At 66.3% G+C, this 17,335-nt stretch carries 20 protein-coding genes; 17 read left to right on the forward strand and 3 right to left on the reverse strand.

The features are described from left to right. The 12 genes from G579_RS0112790 to G579_RS0112845 all read left to right on the forward strand — a co-directional run. On the forward strand, positions 1–300 hold a 300-nt coding region (locus G579_RS0112790), incomplete at its 5' end, for a DUF305 domain-containing protein (protein WP_028990485.1). A gap of 181 nt (positions 301–481) precedes the next feature. Next, positions 482–895: a hypothetical protein gene (locus G579_RS19095; RefSeq protein ID WP_028990486.1), complete on the forward strand. Its 414-nt coding sequence runs from the start codon at positions 482–484 to the stop codon at positions 893–895. A gap of 63 nt (positions 896–958) precedes the next feature. Further along, entirely contained in the window at positions 959–1,615 is a 657-nt protein-coding gene (locus G579_RS18375) for a c-type cytochrome (protein ID WP_051181620.1), read from the forward strand. Between the two features lie 42 nt (positions 1,616–1,657). Continuing rightward, a complete protein-coding gene (locus G579_RS0112805) occupies positions 1,658–1,897 on the forward strand; it encodes an SHOCT domain-containing protein (protein ID WP_028990487.1) in 240 nt (79 codons plus the stop codon). Positions 1,898–2,006: 109 nt separating this feature from the next. Continuing rightward, positions 2,007–3,245, forward strand: a complete 1,239-nt coding sequence (locus tag G579_RS17575) for a hypothetical protein (protein WP_155989865.1) — start codon at positions 2,007–2,009, stop codon at positions 3,243–3,245. Between the two features lie 13 nt (positions 3,246–3,258). Next, positions 3,259–3,873 (forward strand): c-type cytochrome, encoded by a 615-nt coding sequence (locus G579_RS19240; RefSeq protein ID WP_028990488.1) that lies wholly within the window; start codon positions 3,259–3,261, stop codon positions 3,871–3,873. 51 nt (positions 3,874–3,924) lie between these two features. After that, the gene (locus G579_RS0112820; RefSeq protein ID WP_028990489.1) at positions 3,925–4,434 is read left to right on the forward strand and encodes a carboxypeptidase regulatory-like domain-containing protein; all 510 of its coding nucleotides are present in this window, start codon (positions 3,925–3,927) and stop codon (positions 4,432–4,434) included. After that, positions 4,435–6,114, forward strand: a complete 1,680-nt coding sequence (locus G579_RS0112825; protein WP_038019985.1) for an ABC1 kinase family protein — start codon at positions 4,435–4,437, stop codon at positions 6,112–6,114. Positions 6,115–6,184: 70 nt separating this feature from the next. Continuing rightward, entirely contained in the window at positions 6,185–6,655 is a 471-nt protein-coding gene (locus G579_RS0112830; protein ID WP_028990491.1) for a hypothetical protein, read from the forward strand. An 81-nt stretch (positions 6,656–6,736) separates the two neighbouring features. After that, positions 6,737–8,038 (forward strand): SAM-dependent methyltransferase, encoded by a 1,302-nt coding sequence (locus G579_RS0112835; RefSeq protein ID WP_051181625.1) that lies wholly within the window; start codon positions 6,737–6,739, stop codon positions 8,036–8,038. Positions 8,039–8,254: 216 nt separating this feature from the next. Then, entirely contained in the window at positions 8,255–10,306 is a 2,052-nt protein-coding gene (locus G579_RS0112840) for a heavy metal translocating P-type ATPase (RefSeq protein WP_028990493.1), read from the forward strand. Positions 10,307–10,323: 17 nt separating this feature from the next. Then, complete coding sequence (locus tag G579_RS0112845) at positions 10,324–11,085, forward strand: HAD family hydrolase (RefSeq protein WP_028990494.1); 762 nt, start codon at positions 10,324–10,326, stop codon at positions 11,083–11,085. Between the two features lie 434 nt (positions 11,086–11,519). Here the strand turns inward: G579_RS0112845 and G579_RS0112850 are convergent, their stop codons facing one another. Further along, positions 11,520–12,272: an MBL fold metallo-hydrolase gene (locus G579_RS0112850; RefSeq protein WP_028990495.1), complete on the reverse strand. Its 753-nt coding sequence runs from the start codon at positions 12,270–12,272 to the stop codon at positions 11,520–11,522. 26 nt (positions 12,273–12,298) lie between these two features. Then, positions 12,299–13,429: a calcium:proton antiporter gene (locus G579_RS17590; RefSeq protein ID WP_081662792.1), complete on the reverse strand. Its 1,131-nt coding sequence runs from the start codon at positions 13,427–13,429 to the stop codon at positions 12,299–12,301. Between the two features lie 300 nt (positions 13,430–13,729). Between G579_RS17590 and G579_RS0112860 the strand changes: the two genes are divergently transcribed. The 5 genes from G579_RS0112860 to G579_RS0112880 all read left to right on the forward strand — a co-directional run bounded on the left by G579_RS0112860 (position 13,730) and on the right by G579_RS0112880 (position 17,006). Next, positions 13,730–14,014, forward strand: a complete 285-nt coding sequence (locus tag G579_RS0112860) for a hypothetical protein (RefSeq protein WP_155989867.1) — start codon at positions 13,730–13,732, stop codon at positions 14,012–14,014. A 127-nt stretch (positions 14,015–14,141) separates the two neighbouring features. After that, positions 14,142–14,438, forward strand: coding sequence for a hypothetical protein (locus G579_RS0112865; RefSeq protein ID WP_028990497.1), 297 nt, complete (start codon positions 14,142–14,144; stop codon positions 14,436–14,438). A gap of 254 nt (positions 14,439–14,692) precedes the next feature. Then, complete coding sequence (locus G579_RS0112870; RefSeq protein ID WP_028990498.1) at positions 14,693–14,977, forward strand: hypothetical protein; 285 nt, start codon at positions 14,693–14,695, stop codon at positions 14,975–14,977. 99 nt (positions 14,978–15,076) lie between these two features. Further along, positions 15,077–15,751 (forward strand): C39 family peptidase, encoded by a 675-nt coding sequence (locus tag G579_RS17595; protein WP_051181628.1) that lies wholly within the window; start codon positions 15,077–15,079, stop codon positions 15,749–15,751. Between the two features lie 85 nt (positions 15,752–15,836). Then, a complete protein-coding gene (locus tag G579_RS0112880) occupies positions 15,837–17,006 on the forward strand; it encodes a transporter (RefSeq protein WP_028990499.1) in 1,170 nt (389 codons plus the stop codon). A gap of 13 nt (positions 17,007–17,019) precedes the next feature. Here the strand turns inward: G579_RS0112880 and G579_RS0112885 are convergent. Beyond that, positions 17,020–17,335, reverse strand: a 316-nt coding sequence (locus tag G579_RS0112885; protein ID WP_028989864.1) for an IS5 family transposase, incomplete at its 5' end; no start/stop codon positions are given.

The raw sequence follows: 17,335 nt of genomic DNA on the forward strand, positions 1-17,335 counted from the left end.
CCGCGCATGTCCCCCGCCGACCAGCAGATGCTGCGCGAGCTGGATGCCCTGAACGGCGCGGATTTCGAGAAAACGTTCATGCGCGAGATGAGCGACCATCACTGGATGGCCATCGAAATGACCGTGCTGGCCCTGCCCAGCTTCGCGCATGCGCCGCTGGTGGACATGGGCCTGAACATCATCAACGACCAAGCCGCCGAAATCCAGGAACTGCGCACCTGGCTGCGCGACTGGTACCGGATCGACTACATCCCCCAACGCCAGCTGCTCAACAACCTGAGCATCCAGCGCCAGTCCTGAGCGGAAACCAGGCGCGGCCGTCGAGCCCTAGAGCCAGCACCCCAGACCAGCCAGCCCCGGCAATCGCCGGGGCTGGCTTCTGTCAGGACGAGTCAGCGCTGGCCATCCCCAGGCTCGATCTCAGACTTTGGGCGGTGTCCTGCCGGTTGACACAGCGGATACCCGGGTCTAATTTGATCCCATGCGTGCCATCTTCGCGTCCCACCGATTGCGTAAACTGTCCGCCAGCCTGTTGGGATTGTGGCTGACGGTCATCATGGTGGCCGCCTTCCAGCCCTGCGCGGTACTGGCCAAGTCCCTGGCCGCTGCCCCACCGGGCACGACCGCCGCGCCCGCCTGCCACGACCACGCCCCGGCGCCAGACTGCTGCCACGATGGCGACACCACACCGGCGCGCTGCAACCTGCCTGATCTGGCCGCCGACGGCCACGCCCTGCACCTGGACAAGAACACACTCCCGCCCCCGGCGCCTGCCATGGCTATGCTGCTGCCCGCCGTTGCTGGGCAGACAGGCGGCCGCTCCATCCACGCCGGAGCACCACCCCCACCCCGTACAGCCGCGCCCTTACTCTCCAGCATTCGCCTCCTGATTTGATCTCCTCCTGGTGCTGATCCTGCACGCTTTCAGCGTGCCTGGAGAATTGCCCATGGAGGAGATATGTCCATCATCGCCTTTTTCGCCGCCAAGTTACTGGCATTTGGAACTCCGCATCCGGCATCGGAGCACGCCCCGAATCAGCGCCGCTTTTCTGCGCTGAATCATCGCCAACGCTATTTGACGAGCACCGGCTTGGCCTGCCTTACCCTGCTCATCTTCATGATGATGGCCGCCTGCGAGCGTAGGCCGCCGACAAGCGGGAGCGACACGCTCTCGGCCGCCCAGGTGGACGCGATTCTCTCGGATCCGGTCAAAGCCGGGGTTGACGTGGATGCCCGCACCTATCGTCAGCGCATCGAACAGCGCGGCTTCGATCCGGTTACCGTTGTGCGCGGGCGGGAATTGTTTTTGGCCCGTTGCGCGAGTTGCCATGGATTTGCCGCCGAGGGGGCATCCAACTGGCAGCAGCGCCGGCCAGACGGGAAAGAGCCCCCACCGCCGCTGAATGGCGCGGCTCATGCCTGGCAGCACACGGACCAAGCCTTGCTACGCATGATGAGCGGCATCGACCATGGGCGACAAAGCGGCATGCAACCCTTGGGCGATGAGCTCAGCGAGGCCGAGCGCCTGGCCGTGCTGCGCTACATCCAGAGCCTATGGTCCGACGATATCTGGACCCGGCAGCAGCAACTCGCTGGCGCGCCCGCGAACCACTGAGCCGCCATTCATTAACTGCTTGGCACCATAAGGAGTCACTTGATGATGCGCTACTGGGATGGTCACTGGAACACATGGGGCATGGGAGCCGGTGGCTGGCTGCTCATGCTGATCTTCTGGGCGGCGATCGTTGGTGTGGTGGTCTGGCTAATCGCTGGCAATATCAGGCGACGCGGTTCGCCTGCGGATGCGTCGGCACTGGAGGTGCTCAAGCAGCGCTACGCGCGCGGCGAAATCGACCAGCAGGAGTTCGAGCGAAAGAAAAGAGATCTCACGCAGTGAGCCACAGAGCGGAAATCCACTACCGCAACGGGGGCGGGGTGTGAATGCATGAGCGCTCAACGCCATTGAGGCACGGCAACTTGGACAGCGCGCAAATGGAGGCGTGACAATGGAGGCAATGACCACACGAACGGCAGCGCTTCTGGCCTTGGGGCTGGCTCTCGGCAAACCAGCTGCGGCTGACGAGACAGAGCTGCAAGCGCTGAAAGCCGAAGTGAATGCGTTGAGGCAAGAGCTGGCCGAGCTGCGCGCGCAGATCAAGACAACCAACCCGACAGCCGCGCAGGCGCCGGTCGCCACACCAGCAGCACAGCTTTCACAGCAACCAATCCCGCAAGTCACACCGGCACCACCGGAATGGCAGACCGCCACATCAGTGTCGCATCTCGCCGGTTACGCCGCGGTCGGCTACACCGACCGCGATAACGGGACCGGTGCTTTCAACGTGGCTAACTTCAATCCCATTTTCCACTTTCTCTACAATGACCTGCTGCTCTGGGAAGCGGAGCTCGAGATCGCTGTCCAGGAAAACGGCGAGACGGAGCTCAATCTCGAGTACACCACCTTGGATCTATTCCTCAACGATTACCTGACGCTTTCCGGCGGCAAGTTCCTGAGCCCCTTGGGCCAGTTCCGACAGAACCTGCACCCGGCCTGGATCAACAAGCTGCCCTCCGTCCCGCCCGGTTTCGGCCATGACGGCGCCGCCCCCCAGGCGGAGATTGGCTTGCAGGCCCGGGGCGCAGTGCCCTTGGGTCAGATGAAAGCAAATTACGCCGTTTACGTGGGCAACGGCCCCGAATTGGAGGCGGAGGACGGTGAACTCCATGGGGTCGAGACGGAGGGCTTTGCCAGGGACGCAGACGGCAGCAAGGTGTGGGGTGGCCGCATCGGCGTGTTGCCGTTGACGAAACTGGAAATCGGCCTATCCGCCGCCACCGGGGATGCGGCCGTCGCGACCGAGGCTGGGCGCGAGCCTTCGCGCGCCTACGACGTGTGGGGGGCGGATTTCGCGTACCGTTGGCACAACCTGGATCTCCGCGGCGAATTCATTCAACAGCGGATCGGCGATCAGCCCGCCAGCATCGCGCCGGCAGGCGGCACCTGGCGGGCTTGGTACGTGCAAGGCGCCTACCGCTTTTTCTCGCCACGCTGGGAAGGCGTGCTGCGCTATGGCGATTTCACTTCACCACGCGCCAGTCAGGCGCAAAGACAGTGGGCTCTGGGACTCAATTACCTGTTCGCTCCCAACGTAATTGCCAAGCTGGCCTACGAATTCAATGACGGGTTACCGGGCACCCCCCTGGACGCCAACCGTTGGCTCGGTCAACTGGCCTACGGTTTTTGAGGAGGCACGGCGCATGCGTATACACCAGTGGGTACGGGGTCTCCTGACGGCGCTTAGCGCAACGGCCCTGCTGGCGGGGCTGCCGCCCCGCGGCACGGCGGCCCAACCGCAGGCCGACACGGCCAGCGTCGCTCGCGGGGCCGTAGCCTGGGCCAACAGTTGCGATCGCTGCCACAACATGCGCGAACCTGCGGAATTCCGGGATGACCAGTGGCGGGCGATCATGGCCCACATGCGCGTGCGGGCCGGCCTGACCGGCCAGGAGACGCGCGATATCCTGGCATTCCTGCAAGCCAGCAACAGCCCGGCACAGCAGCCCTCCGCGCCGGTCGCACCGATTCCGACAGCACCAACCACGGGTGTCCATCCCGGCAAAGCGGTTTACACGCAAACCTGTCTGGCCTGCCACGGTGCGGACGGCAAGGGAGCATTGCCGGGTGTACCGGACCTCACCCGTGCGAACGGACCGCTAGCCAAATCTGACGCCGAACTGATCCGAAGCATTACTGCGGGCGTCCAGCGTCCCGGGGCGCCTCTGGCCATGCCGCCCAAGGGCGGCAACCCGAATTTGACCGAGACGGACATACGGCAGGTGCTCGATTACATGCGCCAAGCATTCGGACGCTGACAGCGGCCGTGAACCAGTCGGCATGCCCAGAGTAAAGACAGGAGAAAAGTCATGAGCATCCATTCAAAACACCATGGCCGCATCGTTGCGACTTGCCTGTCGCTCCTCTGCCTGAGCGCGCCCGCCGCCCTCTGGGCAGCCAAGGGGCAGCCCGGCCCGCAGTCCGGTGCGCCCCACGAGCACGAAAAAACGGTGGACGGCCTCACCGTCCGCATCGGCCTGAGCCCGGCCCGCGCGGCGCGCCAGACGGAACCGGGCACGGCGGCCCACGGCCGGCCTCTCGTGCAACGCGGGCGGCAGCACCTGGTGGTCAGTCTGGCGGACGCCCGCAGCGGCACCCCGATCCGCAACGCGCATGTCACGGCGGAGGTCGAAGACCCGCTGCGCAATAAGCAGCGCAAGCGCCTGTCGCCCATGGCCACCACCGGGCTCAGCGACTACAGCGGGTATTTCCGCTTCGACATGCCGGGGCGCTACCGCATCCGCGTCACGGTGCTGCAGCCGGGGCGGACGCAGCCGCAAGCGGTCCTTTTCACGCGCGAGATCGGCGAGGTGGAATAGGTGGATAGCGAGCGGCTGGCCAGGCGGCATCTTCCCCTGCGCGACCTGGGGCGCTTGGCGCACATCCTGCGCGTGGCCGCGGAGATGGGCTGGCGGCACTATCTGGAGCGCATGCACCTGCAGGCGCACCTACCCGGTGAGAAGGCAGCGGCAACAGCGGCCACGAGCGAAGCTGAGCGCCTGCGCCGGACCCTGGAAGCGCTCGGCCCGGCCTTCGTCAAGTTCGGCCAGATGCTCAGCGTGCGGCAGGACCTCTTCCCGGACGAGGTGATCCAGGAACTGCAAAAGCTGCAGGACGCCGTGCCGCCCTTCCCCGCCGCGACGACGCACCAACTCATCCAGGAGACCCTGGGGCAACCTGCAAGCCAGCTCTTTGCCCGCTTCGATGATGCGCCCCTGGCGGCAGCGTCCATGGCCCAGGTCCATGGCGCCGTGCTGGACGACGGCACGGCAGTCGTGGTCAAGGTGCAGCGGCCCGACATCGAGCAGGTGATCCGGACCGATCTGGAGATCCTGTTCTTCATCGCCCGCCTGGCCCAGCGCCACCTGCCCGAAATCCGGCGCTACGAGCCGGTGACCCTGGTGGAGGACTTCGCCGACACCATCACGCGGGAGCTGGATTTCCGGCGCGAAGGGCACAACGCGGAGCGCTTCCGCGAGCTTTTCGCCCAAGAGCCGGCGATTTACATCCCCCAAGTCTTCTGGCATCTGTCCAGCCAGCGCGTTCTGACCATGGAACGCAGTCCGGGCTGCAAGATCGGCCCGGACTGCCCGCCCGCGCCCGAGTCGCGGCAGCGCCTGGCGGACACGCTGGTCCGCCTGTACCTCGTGCAGATCTTCGAGCAGGGCTTCTTCCACGGCGATCCCCATCCGGGCAACCTCTTCGTCCTGGCCGATGGCCGCCTGTGCTTCCATGATTTCGGCATCGTCGGCCGGCTGTCGGCGGGCGATCAGGTGCAGCTCGGCCAGTTGCTGCTGTCCCTCGTGGCCCGCGACCCGGCCTGGATGGCCGACACCTATCTGGCCATGGGCGGCGGTGCGCCCGGCGTGGACCGGGCCGCCTTCACCCGCGACCTGGGCGAATTGCTGGAACAGTACTACGCGGTCGCGGCCCGGGAAGCCTCCTTCGCGGAAATCCTGAATCAGTTCATCCGCCTGGGACGGCGCCACCGTATCCGCGTGCTGCCGCAGTACCTGCTCGCCTTCAAGGCCTTCGTCACGGTGGAATCCGTCGCCCGCAGCCTGGATCCCCGTTTTAACATGCTCGCCGCCTTCCAGGCCTATGTGCCGCAACTACTGGGGCGGCAGTGGCTGCCGGGCATGCCCCAGGCGAACGATCTCCTGGGCGGCTATCGCTTTCTCAGCACCTTGCGCGGCACGCTGTCGGGCGGACCGGACGCATTCCTGCGCGGTTTGCGCCAGTGGGAACAGGGAGATCTGGCGCTGCGGCTACGCCACGAACAACTCGACGAGGTCCAGCAGCATATCGACCGGGCCGGCAACCGGCTGAGCCTGAGCCTGATCATCGCCGCGCTCCTGATCGGTTCCTCGCTGGTCATGGCCTTCCACAGCGGGCCGCACTACCGCGGCATCCCGCTGCTGGGCCTGGTCGGCTACCTGCTCGCCAGCGCGCTGGGCCTGTGGTGGGCGGTGGCCATCCTGCGGTCGGGCAAACTCTGAGCTGTGGTCCACATCTTGAGATGTCATGGTGTTCAACCCAAGCGGGGAAGCTTCCCCAAAGGAGCGGAAAATGCAGGAAAGCAAACTGACGTTGATCCGGATGGCACTGCTGGCCAGCAGCCTGGTCGCCCTGCCCGCCTGCGCGCAAACCGGCCCCCAGGGCACGATGGGGGGCATGGGGGCGGGAGGCATGGGCGCCGGCACCCAGGCAGGCGGCATGGGACCGGGCATGGCCGGCAGCCAGGCAGGCGGCATGGGCGGCCAGCAGGGCATGGGCCCGGGCGCCCAACAGATGTCCGGCATGATGCAGGACATGTCCGCCATGATGCAGCAGATGGCGGGGCAGATGGGCCAGGGCAACGTGACCCCCGCCATGCAGCGCCAGATGGCCGAGCGCATGCGCACCATGTCGCAGATGATGAACAACATGTCCGGAATGATGGGTCAGGGCATGATGGCAGATCCGGCCATGCAGCAGCAGATGCAGCAAATGCGCCAGCAAATGCAGCAGATGCGCGGCACGTCGCCGGCCATGCCGTAAGCAGTCCGCATCCGGCAGGTACATGCCTGCCGGATGCGGCTGGTCCATGCCAGGCGAGCATCACGTCACTAGGAGGATCTGATGGGTATCTCCTATTTCACCGATACCGGCGCACGCCGGTTTGAGCGCATCCTGGCCCACGTGTTTCAGGCATATCCCGGCAGCTTGGCGCTGCGCCTATGGGACGGCCGCACGTTCCACATGGGCGAGGGACCGCCCGCGTTCACCTTGGTTTTTCATGATCGACGCGCGTACCGCGACTTGATGCTGCACCGCAGCCCGCTGCAACTGGCGGAGGCCTACTTCCGCAACCAAGTGGATGTGGAAGGCGACCTCTACGCCGCGTTGCAGATCAAGGACTACCTGCAATCCCTGACCCTCTCTCCTGCCGACAAGGCGGCCTTGCTGCTCGCTGCGCTGCTGGCGAGCGGCGCGGCCAGGGCCGGCAACACTCCGCCGGACCGGCAACGCGCGCCCGGGGCGCGATGGGCGGCATGGCACGGCAAAGATCGCGATCGTCAAGCCATTGCTTACCACTACGATGTCTCCAATGCCTTCTATGCATTGTGGCTGGATACGCAGATGGTCTATTCCTGCGCCTACTTCGAGCACGAAGCAGAAAGCCTGGACCAAGCCCAGAGCAACAAGCTGGAATACATTTGCCGCAAGCTGCGCTTGCGCCGGGGCGAACGCCTGCTGGATATCGGCTGCGGCTGGGGCGCACTGATTTACTGGGCGGCCAGGCACCACGGCGTGCGAGCGCATGGCATCACACTGAGCCGCAACCAGTACGAACACTGCCTGCACAAGATTCGGGAGGAGGGGCTGACCGACCGGGTCAGTGTGGAGTTGAAGGACTATCGGGATCTCGCGGGCGAGGCCGTCTTCGACAAGATCGTCAGCGTGGGCATGTTCGAACACGTCGGCCTCAAGAACCTGCCGCTGTACTTCAACACCGTCCAGCGTCTGCTCAAGCCCAACGGCCTGTTTCTGAATCACGGCATCACCCACAGCAGCGAGGGCTGGCAAAAGTCCGTGTCGACTACCTTCATCAATCGCTACGTCTTTCCCAACGGGGAACTGGACCGGATGAGCAATATCCAGCGCGTGATGGAGCAGTCCGGCTTCGAAATCCTGGACGTCGAAGGGCTGCGGCCCCACTACGCCATGACCCTGCGGCACTGGGTGCAACAGCTGGAAAGCCGGCGGGAGGAAGCCCTGCGCCATGTCGGCGAGGCGACCTACCGGGTCTGGCGCCTGTACATGACCGCCTGCGCCTTGACCTTCGAAGAGGGCGGCACCGGCGTTTATCAGATCGTGGCCGCCAAGCGCGCCTCCGGGCAGTGCCCGGTACCCCTGACGCGACGGGATCTCTACCGCTGAGCCGCGATCCGCTGGCGAGAAACAGCGCTTGCGCAACCGCTGCCAATCCCAACGGCGAGCCGCCTGCCCCGCCGCCGATCTTGTGTCGCCGGACGTGGAACGGGTCTATTGAAGCGGGCTCTAAACCGACACAGGGGGGCAAATCGCCGCGTCGTTCCGCCACCCATGGGGCAGCATCTGACGCAGCGCCGACGCATCTTCCACAAGGAGCTTTCCATGGCACATGCACACGCGCACGAACAATCTAGCCATGTCCACGCAACCGCCGCTCCCGCGGCCGGCACCCACGAAGCACATGGCCACGACCACGCCCACATGGTCGCGGACTTCCGCCGACGCTTCTGGGTGTCCTTCGTCCTGACCTTCCCCATCCTGCTCCTCTCGCCGGGCTTCTGGGAGCTCTTCGGCCTGCGCCAGCCGCTGGTCTTCCCCGGCCATCATTACGTGCTCTTCCTGCTGTCGAGCATCGTTTACTTCTACGGCGGCTGGCCCTTTCTGACTGGCTTCATCGACGAGCTGCGCAAGCGCCAGACCGGCATGATGACGCTCATTGCCGTCGCCATCAGCGCCGCCTACTTCTACTCGACAGCGGTGGCCTTCGGCCTGCCCGGCATGGGCTTTTTCTGGGAGCTGGCCACGCTCATCGACGTCATGCTGGTCGGCCACTGGATCGAGATGCGCTCGGTGATGGGCGCCTCCGGGGCGCTGGAGGCCCTGGTCCGGCTGCTGCCCGCCGAGGCCCACCGGCTCACGCCCGAAGGCGGCACCGAGGACGTGCCGGTTACCGCGCTGAGCATGGGTGACCGGGTGCTCGTCAAGCCGGGCGAGAAGGTCCCCACGGACGGCATCATCATTGCCGGCCGCAGCAGCCTGAACGAATCCATGCTCACCGGCGAGTCCAAGCCGGTGGACAAGGGCGAAGGCGCGGAGGTGATCGGCGGCGCGGTCAACGGCGAGGGCGCCATCACCATCGAAATCCGCAAGACCGGCGAGAAGACCTACCTGGCCCAGGTCATCGACATGGTGCGCAAGGCGCAGGAATCGCGCTCCCGCACCCAGGACCTGGCCAACCGCGCCGCCGTCTGGCTGACCCTGATCGCCCTCGTCGGCGGCGCCCTGACCGTGACCGCCTGGCTGCTGCTGCGCGGCGACTTCGCCTTCGCCATGGAACGGGCGGTCACGGTCATGGTCATCGCCTGCCCCCACGCCCTGGGCCTGGCGGTGCCGCTCGTGGTGGCGGTGAGCACCACCCTGTCCGCCCGCCACGGCCTGCTGATCCGCGACCGCGCCGCCTTCGAGCGCGCCCGCAACCTGCAGGCGGTGGTCTTCGACAAGACCGGCACCCTCACCGAAGGCCGCTTCGGCGTCAGCGACGTGGTGCCGCTGGACGAGTTGGACGACAACGCCAGCTTGCGCCTGGCCGCCGCCCTGGAAAGCCACTCGGAGCATCCCATCGCCGCCGGCATCACGCAGGCGGCGCGAGAGCGTGGCCTGGCGCTGCCGGAGATCACGGATTTCCGCAACCTGCCGGGGCGCGGCGCCGAGGCCCGGGTGGCGGGGCGGCTCGTGCGCGTGGTCAGCCCCGGCTACCTGCGCGAGCAGCGCCTGGCCGTCGACGACCCGCGCATCGACGCGCTGGCCGAGCAGGGCAAGACGGTGGTCTATCTCCTGGTGGACGAGCGGGTGACGGCCGCCATCGCCCTGGCGGACGTGGTGCGGCCCGAGTCGCGCGAGGCGGTCCAGCGGCTCAAGGCCATGGGCATCCAGTGCATGATGCTGACCGGCGATGCGCGCGCGGTGGCCAAAACGGTGGCGCAGGAGCTCGGGCTCGACGACTACTTCGCCGAGGTCCTGCCCGAGCAGAAGGCGGTCAAGATCAAGGAAGTGCGCGGTCGCGGGCTGACCGTGGCGATGGTGGGCGACGGCGTCAACGACGCGCCGGCCCTGGTGGAGGCGGATCTGGGCATCGCCATCGGCGCCGGGACGGACGTGGCGGTGGAGTCCGCCGACATCGTGCTGGTGCGCAACGACCCGCGCGACGTGGCCGCCATCCTGGAGCTGTCGCGCCGCACCTACGGCAAGATGGTCCAGAACCTCTGGTGGGCCACCGGCTACAACGCCTTTGCCATTCCGCTCGCCGCCGGCGTGGCCGCCGCCTGGGGCATCCTGCTCAGCCCGGCGATGGGCGCGGTGCTCATGTCGGCCAGCACCGTCATCGTCGCCATCAACGCCCAACTGCTGTCGCGCCGCCCCGCCGGCGCAACCTGATCCGCCAGGAGACCGGCATGAACGCAGCCGCACTCACCCTGTCTCGCCGGCGCTTCGACGCCGTCATCTTCGACCTGGACGGCGTCATCACCCAGACCGCCCGGGTCCACGCCGCCGCCTGGAAGGCCATGTTCGACGACTTCCTGCAGCGCCGCGCCGCCGCCCGCGGCGAACCCTTCCGCCCCTTCGACATCGACACCGACTACCGGCGCTACGTGGACGGCAAGCCGCGCTACGACGGCGTGCAAAGCTTTCTGGCCGCGCGCGGCATCGATCTGCCCTACGGCGATCCCGCCGATCCGCCGGCGCGGGACACGGTCTGCGGGCTCGGCAACCGCAAGAACCGCATGTTCCTGGAAGTATTGGAAAAAGAGGGCGTCGCGGTCTACGACAGCACCATCGTCCTGATCCGCCAATTGCGCGCCCACGGCTTTCGCACCGCCATGGTCACCGCCAGCAAGAGCGGCGCGGCCATCCTGGCGCGGGCCGGTATCGGCGATCTCTTCGATGCCAAGGTCGACGGCGTCGACGCCGCCGAACTCGGCCTCCGGGGCAAGCCCGCCCCCGACCCCTTCCTGGAAGCCGCGCGCCGCCTCCACGTGGAACCCGCCCGCGCGGTGGTGGTCGAGGACGCCATCGCCGGCGTCCAGTCCGGCCGCGCCGGCGGCTTCGGCTGCGTCATCGGCGTCAACCGCGGCGACTACGCAGCGGCGCTGCGCGAGGGCGGGGCGGACGTGGTGGTGAGGGATCTGGCGGAGCTCGGGGTGGCGGCGCAGTAGCGCGGCCGGGAGTTGCGCGCCTGGACGGCCATTGGCGTGCCAGGCACAGCAGCCGGGCAGCAGCGCGACCGGGACTGCGCTTGCCCTGGGCTGCGCCGACGCAGCCCGCAGCCGTCCCCTGTCGCGTCCGGCCGCAGGAGCGGGCTGGCCGGCGATGCACGGGCATCGGCTATGGCGGATCGCGAGCCAGCTCGCTCCTGCGGCCGGTGGCAACAGCGCGACCCGGGAGCAATGCCCGGGCACTCGCCATGTTGTCCCTCACCCTGCCCTCTCCCCAAGGGAGCGGGCATGCCGGGCGGCTGCGGTGTCGTACCAGATCCTGGCGGGCCGGCAGCTCAGCTTGTCGGAGCGGGCTGGCCCGCGATTGGGTGGCGGTCGGGATGGCGGATCGCGAGCAAGCTCGCTCCTACCGCCGATGGCGGCAGCAACTCCCCTCACCCCTGCACCGAAACATCACACAACTTCCGCAAATCCTCCGGTGCCTCGTCCGGGCACTCGCCGCACTTTTTGTTGCCTGGCACCGCGAAATCCATCTTCTTCGGATAGGGCAGGTTGAGGTTGTGCATGATCTCCACGAACTCCGCCAGGGTCTTGCCCGCGCCCAGGCGCGGGTTGCGCTCGCGCTCCTGGGCGACGGTGGAGACGCGGCGGTGGTTGTAGTCGTGGGCCGGGTAGACCAGGGTGTCGTCGGGCAGGGCGAAGAGCTTGTCGTGGATGGAGCGGTAGAGCACGGCCGGATCGCCGCTCTGGAAATCGGTGCGCCCGCAACCGTCGATCAAGAGCGCGTCGCCGGTGAAGACGCGCCCGGTGCCGCCGTCGGCCACCAGATAGCTGTGATGGGTGTCCGTGTGGCCGGGGGTGAAGAGCGGCTTGAAGGTGATGGAGCCCACCGTCAGCGGCCGGTCCTCGGCCACGCCGAAATCGGTGCAGGGCAGCGCGTCCATGGCCGGTCCGGCGATCTTGGCGCCGACCAGGTGCTTGAGCTTGCGCGCCGAGGTCAGGTGATCGGCGTGCACGTGGGTTTCCAGGGTGTAAGCCAGGGTCAGGCCCAGCTCCTGGAGGAGCAGCAGATCGCGCTCCAGGGTGTCGATCACCGGGTCCAGCAGCACGGCCTGGCCGCTGTCCGGACACGCGAAGAGGTAGGTGTAGGTGCTGGATTCCGGTTCATAGAGCTGGCGGAAGATCATGTTCCCCTCCTGCTTGGCCTTGCTTCCTATTGGGCAGCGCCGCCCGCCACCGGTTCCAGGCCGGGCAGGGCCTGTCCTCCTTCCGGCACCAGGAAGATTAGCACCGCGAAGGCCAGGAACAGCACGAAGTGCACCAAACCCTCCAGCGAGTTGGTCTCGCCGTCGTTGAAGTTGATCATGGCCACCAGCATGGTGGTCAGGATCATGGCGGCCTGCAGCGGCGTCAGGCCCATGATGATGTCGGTGTGGGTGATGAGCGAGATGGCCTCGATCACCGGCACCGTCATCAGCACCGTCGCCAGGGAGGCGCCCAGGGCGATGTTGATGACCGTCTGCATGCGGTTTTCGACGGCGGCGCGGATGGCGGTCAGGATCTCCGGACTGGCGGAGATGAGGGCCACCAGGACGGCGGCCAGGGTCAGCGGCAGGCCGGTCTGGCGGATGCCGGCGTTGAGAAAGACGGACAGGAGTTCCGCCAGCACGCCGATGGCGGCGATCAGCAGGAATAGCATCAGCCCGTGATAGGCGCCGCTGACTTCATGGGGCGGATGGCCCTCCGCCCGCTGCGTGCCGTACTTGTACTCGAAGAAATAGCGGTGATCGACGGTCTGGATGCGAGTGAAGACCACGTACATGGTGATCATCACCACGATGGTGAAGACCGAGTAGAGCCGCCAGGCGTCCTGGTTGATGAAATCCGGGATGAACATGGACACCCCCACCGCCACCAGGATCATGGCGATATAGGAGTTGGAGCTGTCCACGTTGTACTTCTGCTCGCCGTGCTTGATGCCGCCGATAATGGCGGCCACGCCGAGAATGCCATTGATGTCCAGCATGAGGGCGGAGTAGATGGTGTCGCGGACCAGGGTCGGGTTGTCCGAACTCTGCATCAGGATGGCCAGCATGATCACTTCGACGCTCACCGCCGAGCCGGTGAGGATCAGGGTGCCGTAGGGCTCGCCGTACTTGTGCGCCAGGAGCTCCGCGTGGTGGGCCACGCTGAAGGCGGCGGCCAGGATCACCGCGAGGATCGCGGCAAAGGACAACGCCACGCCGGTGAGGCCGTAGCCGAGCAGCGCATGCTCCAGGGGATAGAGCAGGGCAATGGCCACAATGGCCAGAAACAGGGCTTTTTCCTTGCTGAGCGCGCGCATTCTTCTCGTCCTTGTGCTTACCGTACTCTTATCATATAGCGCCTTTTCCCGCATAAGGCACGCTGACCGGAGCCGGCGATGCCGGCCAGATCCCGGGCCATTTTGCCTAAATTATGAGCCAGCTCTCTTTTTTCTTGCTAAACAACGACTTCTAAATGCCCCACCGTTATGTGGTGTTTGACAGGCATTGTTTTCTTACGATGAGGCCGTCGAGTGATGAAACACCCGGCGCGGCACGCAGGGCGTGCAGGCCCTGCTCCATTCATCCTGGCTGTACCCGCCAACGCGTGGAGGTGAAACATGAACGGAATTCGCATGGTTGCCGCTGCCTTGCTGCTGAGCGGCGCGAGCTCTATGGCCCTGGCCTCCCCCACTGAGATGAACGAGGCGCAAATGGACAAGATCACGGCGGGCACCGCGAGCTGGTGCTGCGATGCTACCAACTTCGCTTTGGTGGACCTGCTCGATCTCAATCACGCGTTGGCGAGCGCGGAGAATTTCCTCCTGCTCGCCGGCGGCGCGGAGCAGAGCGCCCAGGCCGGCAACCTGCAGATCAACTACTCGGTCAATTACGTCCAGCAATAGTGGCATCGAACTCGCTGTCCGAGGCGGCCTCCTTGGCCGGCTCGGCGGCCGAGCAGACGGCGGGTGTGCAGACCCGCCGCTTTCACCAACGGCTGTACCCATCGACCACCATGCACGGAGGTGCAACATGAAGAAGCTCACTCTCGCTGCTCTCAGCCTGGCTCTGGCCGGCGCCTCGTCCCTGGCCCTGGCTGCCCCCGCCGAAATGACCACCGCCCAGATGGATCAGGTCACCGCGGGCACCGTGGGCAACGGCGGCTGCGGCTGCTCCCTGACCAACATTGCGTTGGTCGATCTGATCGACGCGAACATCGGCTCGGCCACCGCCACCAACACCACGGGCTTCGGCTTGTTGGTGGGGCAGAGCGCCGGAGCGGCGAACTACCAGGTGAACTACTCGAAGAACTTCGTCTTCCAGCACTAGCAGCGACACTGCTTGAGTGACATGCCAACGGCATTCCAGGCCGTCCATACCGCCGCTCGGCGGTTCTCCCGCCTCCCTTTCCGGGAGGCGGGACTCCATCCTGCGCATCCGTCCGCTTGGCCGACATGCAGAGGAACATGGGTGGAGGCAACTGGCAGGAGCCGGGCGCCAGCACGGGCCCGAAAAAAGGGCGGAGCGTGCAGGCTCCGCCCGACTCACGATGGCTGTACCCAATCAACCAACGGAGGTGAAAAATGAAGAAGATCGCTCTCGCCGTACTCCTCGCCGGCACCAGCTCGATGGCCTTCGCCGCACCCACCGAGCTGACCGAAGCCCAGATGGATCAGGTCAGCGCCGGGGCTCTGGTCAACATCGTGGTGGCCGATCTGGTGGACGTCAATTACGCCATGGCGACCGCCACCAACATTGCCGCGCTCAACTTCGGACCGGTCAGCCAGTATGCCGGGGCCGGCAATATCCAGAAGAATATTTCCTACAATTGGATCTCCCAAGGCGGCTTGGTTCCAGTCGCCCAATGACCCAGGCGCCCTCTCCCTTCGGGGAGAGGGCGTTGCAGCATTTCAGCTTATTGTGAACAAGCCAGACAGCCGGGTGAATCCGGCCAATGGAGGGCCCGCATGAGCAAGCGAAGGACACCCGGTCGACACGCGCCCGCCATCTGCAAGTATCGACGTCCCTGGCCGCTCACGGCGCTGTGCCTGTGCCTGGCCGCCGCGCCGGCCTGGGCCGGCAACCTGCTCGGCGACCGGCCGGTCCGCTCCCTGCTGGAGATCCGCTACCAGAACGTGGTTCCCCAGAAGTGGGACATCAGTTGCGGCGCCGCGGCGCTGGCCACCGTGCTCAACTACCAGCACCACGATACCGTCACCGAAAAGGAAGTCGCCAAGGCCATGCTCAAGGGCAACGATCCGGCCCGGGTGCGGGCGCGACTGGGCTTTTCCCTGCTCGACCTGAAGCGCTTCGCGGACAGCCGCGGCTATCGGGGCATCGGCTACCGGGATCTCGGCATCGAGGATCTGGTCAAGTTCGGCCCCACCATCGTGCCCATCCGCGTCCACGGCTACAACCACTTCGTGATTTTCCGGGGCCTGGAAGACGGGCACGTGCTGCTGGCGGACCCGGCCTTCGGCAACCGCCGCATGCCACTGGACCAATTTAAAGCCGCCTGGCTGCAGAATCTGGGCTTCGTCGTGGTGCGCCGCGACGGCCTGGCCGTCCCCACCCAGCTGCACGCCCAGCCGGCGGACTTCACCGACCTGCCCGGTGCGGCCCTGCGCGCGGCCTTGCGCTGAGCCGGCCGGCCCGCGGCGGGCTTGGAAGGCCGCTTTCCGGCGGCTCCCTGCCGACATCGACCACGAAAAACGAGAAGGAGGCACCATGCAGCGCTCACCCCGGCACGCCATTCGCCTCGCCGCCCTGTTCACCGTCTTCAGCGCCTGTCCCACACCCGTGCTGGCGCAAAGCGCACCGCCGGCGCCCGCGGACGGGCAACTGCAGCAGGAGATCGCCTCCCGCGACGCCACCATCCGCGACCTGCTCAAGCGCGTGGAAGCCTTGGAGCAGAAGCTGAACGCCGCCAATGCGACCGCCGCGGCGAGCCCCACGGCCGCCTCCGCCGCCCCGGCGATGGCCGCCGCGCCTGCGCCCGCGCCTGCGGAGGCGGATGCCGACGTGGAAGCGGAAGCCGGCGGCGAAAGCGGCGACCGGGCCCTGGAATGGGCGCTGATCCGCGAGGGCGGGCTGCTGCTCGCTCCCTGGAGCCTGGAGCTGGAGCCGGGCCTGAGCTACGCCTATCGCAGCACCGGCACCCTGTTCCTCGCTCCCGACGGCACGCTGATCGAAGCCCAGAACGTCCTCAAGCGCGAAACCCTGAGCAGCGGCCTGACCACGCGCCTGGGCCTGCCCTGGGATACGCAGCTCGATCTGCAGATCCCCTACGTGATCGACGACAACCGGACGGTGTCCTTCGGCCCGGTCCAGCAAAAGGAGAGCGAATCCGGTCTGGGGGACATCAGCATCGGCCTGACCAAGCAGCTGATCCGCCAGAAGGGCTGGCGTCCCAACCTGCTGGCTTCGGTGCTGTGGAAGACCACCACCGGCGAAAGCGCGCTCGGTCCCAGCCCGCAGTCGCTCTCCTTCGTCTCCCTGGGCAGCGGCTTCCATGCCGTCCAAGGCGCCTTGACGGCGGTCAAACCCCAGGACCCGCTGGTCTTCTTCGGCACCCTGTCCTACACGGCCAATCTGTCCGACACCAAGGCCGGCGCCGAGATCGATCCGGGCGACGCCGTCGGCCTGAAAGCCGGCACCATTCTCGCCGCCAACCCGGACACCTCCCTGCGCTTCGCGCTGAATCTGGCGCGCATCGGCGAGACCAAGCGCAACGGCGGCACGATCCCGGGCTCCGATTACGTCAGCGGCCTGGTCGAACTTGGCATCTCCTCGGTGCTCTCTCCCAAGACCCTGCTCGACATCTCGGCCGGCATCGGCCTGACCAACAGCAGCCCGGACTTCGTTCTCAGCGCCTCCCTGCCGGTACGCCTGTTCTAGGGTCTGTTCTCAATCAAGCCAACCAGACGATGGAACAAGCCAGATGGACGAACGACAGGAAGGAGTGGGCGAGCTTGTCGTAACGCGTGGCGATGCGTCTGAATTGCTTGATGCGAGCGAAGAAACGCTCGATCAGATTGCGGCTCTTGTAGATATGCCGGTCGAACGAGCGGGGGTTGAGTCGGTTGGAACGCGGCGGGATTACCGCCTGACCGCCCTGCGTCGTAATTGTTTCGACGAAGGCATCCGAATCGTAGCCCTTGTCGGCCACGATGAATTCGGCCGGCTGATCCTGGATCAGTGCTGCGGCCTGTTCGATGTCGGCGACC

Source organism: Thermithiobacillus tepidarius DSM 3134 (genome assembly GCF_000423825.1).
In the GTDB taxonomy this organism is placed as follows: domain Bacteria; phylum Pseudomonadota; class Gammaproteobacteria; order Acidithiobacillales; family Thermithiobacillaceae; genus Thermithiobacillus; species Thermithiobacillus tepidarius.

What these genes read in the sequence shown, in the direction of transcription:
- G579_RS19095 (WP_028990486.1), top strand. Translation starts at nt 482, where the DNA reads ATGCGTGCCATCTTCGCGTCCCACCGATTGCGTAAACTGTCCGCCAGC.
- G579_RS18375 (WP_051181620.1), top strand. Translation starts at nt 959, where the DNA reads ATGTCCATCATCGCCTTTTTCGCCGCCAAGTTACTGGCATTTGGAACT.
- G579_RS0112805 (WP_028990487.1), top strand. Translation starts at nt 1,658, where the DNA reads ATGATGCGCTACTGGGATGGTCACTGGAACACATGGGGCATGGGAGCC.
- G579_RS17575 (WP_155989865.1), top strand. Translation starts at nt 2,007, where the DNA reads ATGGAGGCAATGACCACACGAACGGCAGCGCTTCTGGCCTTGGGGCTG.
- G579_RS19240 (WP_028990488.1), top strand. Translation starts at nt 3,259, where the DNA reads ATGCGTATACACCAGTGGGTACGGGGTCTCCTGACGGCGCTTAGCGCA.
- G579_RS0112820 (WP_028990489.1), top strand. Translation starts at nt 3,925, where the DNA reads ATGAGCATCCATTCAAAACACCATGGCCGCATCGTTGCGACTTGCCTG.
- G579_RS0112830 (WP_028990491.1), top strand. Translation starts at nt 6,185, where the DNA reads ATGCAGGAAAGCAAACTGACGTTGATCCGGATGGCACTGCTGGCCAGC.
- G579_RS0112835 (WP_051181625.1), top strand. Translation starts at nt 6,737, where the DNA reads ATGGGTATCTCCTATTTCACCGATACCGGCGCACGCCGGTTTGAGCGC.
- G579_RS0112840 (WP_028990493.1), top strand. Translation starts at nt 8,255, where the DNA reads ATGGCACATGCACACGCGCACGAACAATCTAGCCATGTCCACGCAACC.
- G579_RS0112845 (WP_028990494.1), top strand. Translation starts at nt 10,324, where the DNA reads ATGAACGCAGCCGCACTCACCCTGTCTCGCCGGCGCTTCGACGCCGTC.
- G579_RS0112850 (WP_028990495.1), bottom strand. Translation starts at nt 12,272, where the DNA reads ATGATCTTCCGCCAGCTCTATGAACCGGAATCCAGCACCTACACCTAC.
- G579_RS17590 (WP_081662792.1), bottom strand. Translation starts at nt 13,429, where the DNA reads ATGCGCGCGCTCAGCAAGGAAAAAGCCCTGTTTCTGGCCATTGTGGCC.
- G579_RS0112860 (WP_155989867.1), top strand. Translation starts at nt 13,730, where the DNA reads ATGAACGGAATTCGCATGGTTGCCGCTGCCTTGCTGCTGAGCGGCGCG.
- G579_RS0112865 (WP_028990497.1), top strand. Translation starts at nt 14,142, where the DNA reads ATGAAGAAGCTCACTCTCGCTGCTCTCAGCCTGGCTCTGGCCGGCGCC.
- G579_RS0112870 (WP_028990498.1), top strand. Translation starts at nt 14,693, where the DNA reads ATGAAGAAGATCGCTCTCGCCGTACTCCTCGCCGGCACCAGCTCGATG.
- G579_RS17595 (WP_051181628.1), top strand. Translation starts at nt 15,077, where the DNA reads ATGAGCAAGCGAAGGACACCCGGTCGACACGCGCCCGCCATCTGCAAG.
- G579_RS0112880 (WP_028990499.1), top strand. Translation starts at nt 15,837, where the DNA reads ATGCAGCGCTCACCCCGGCACGCCATTCGCCTCGCCGCCCTGTTCACC.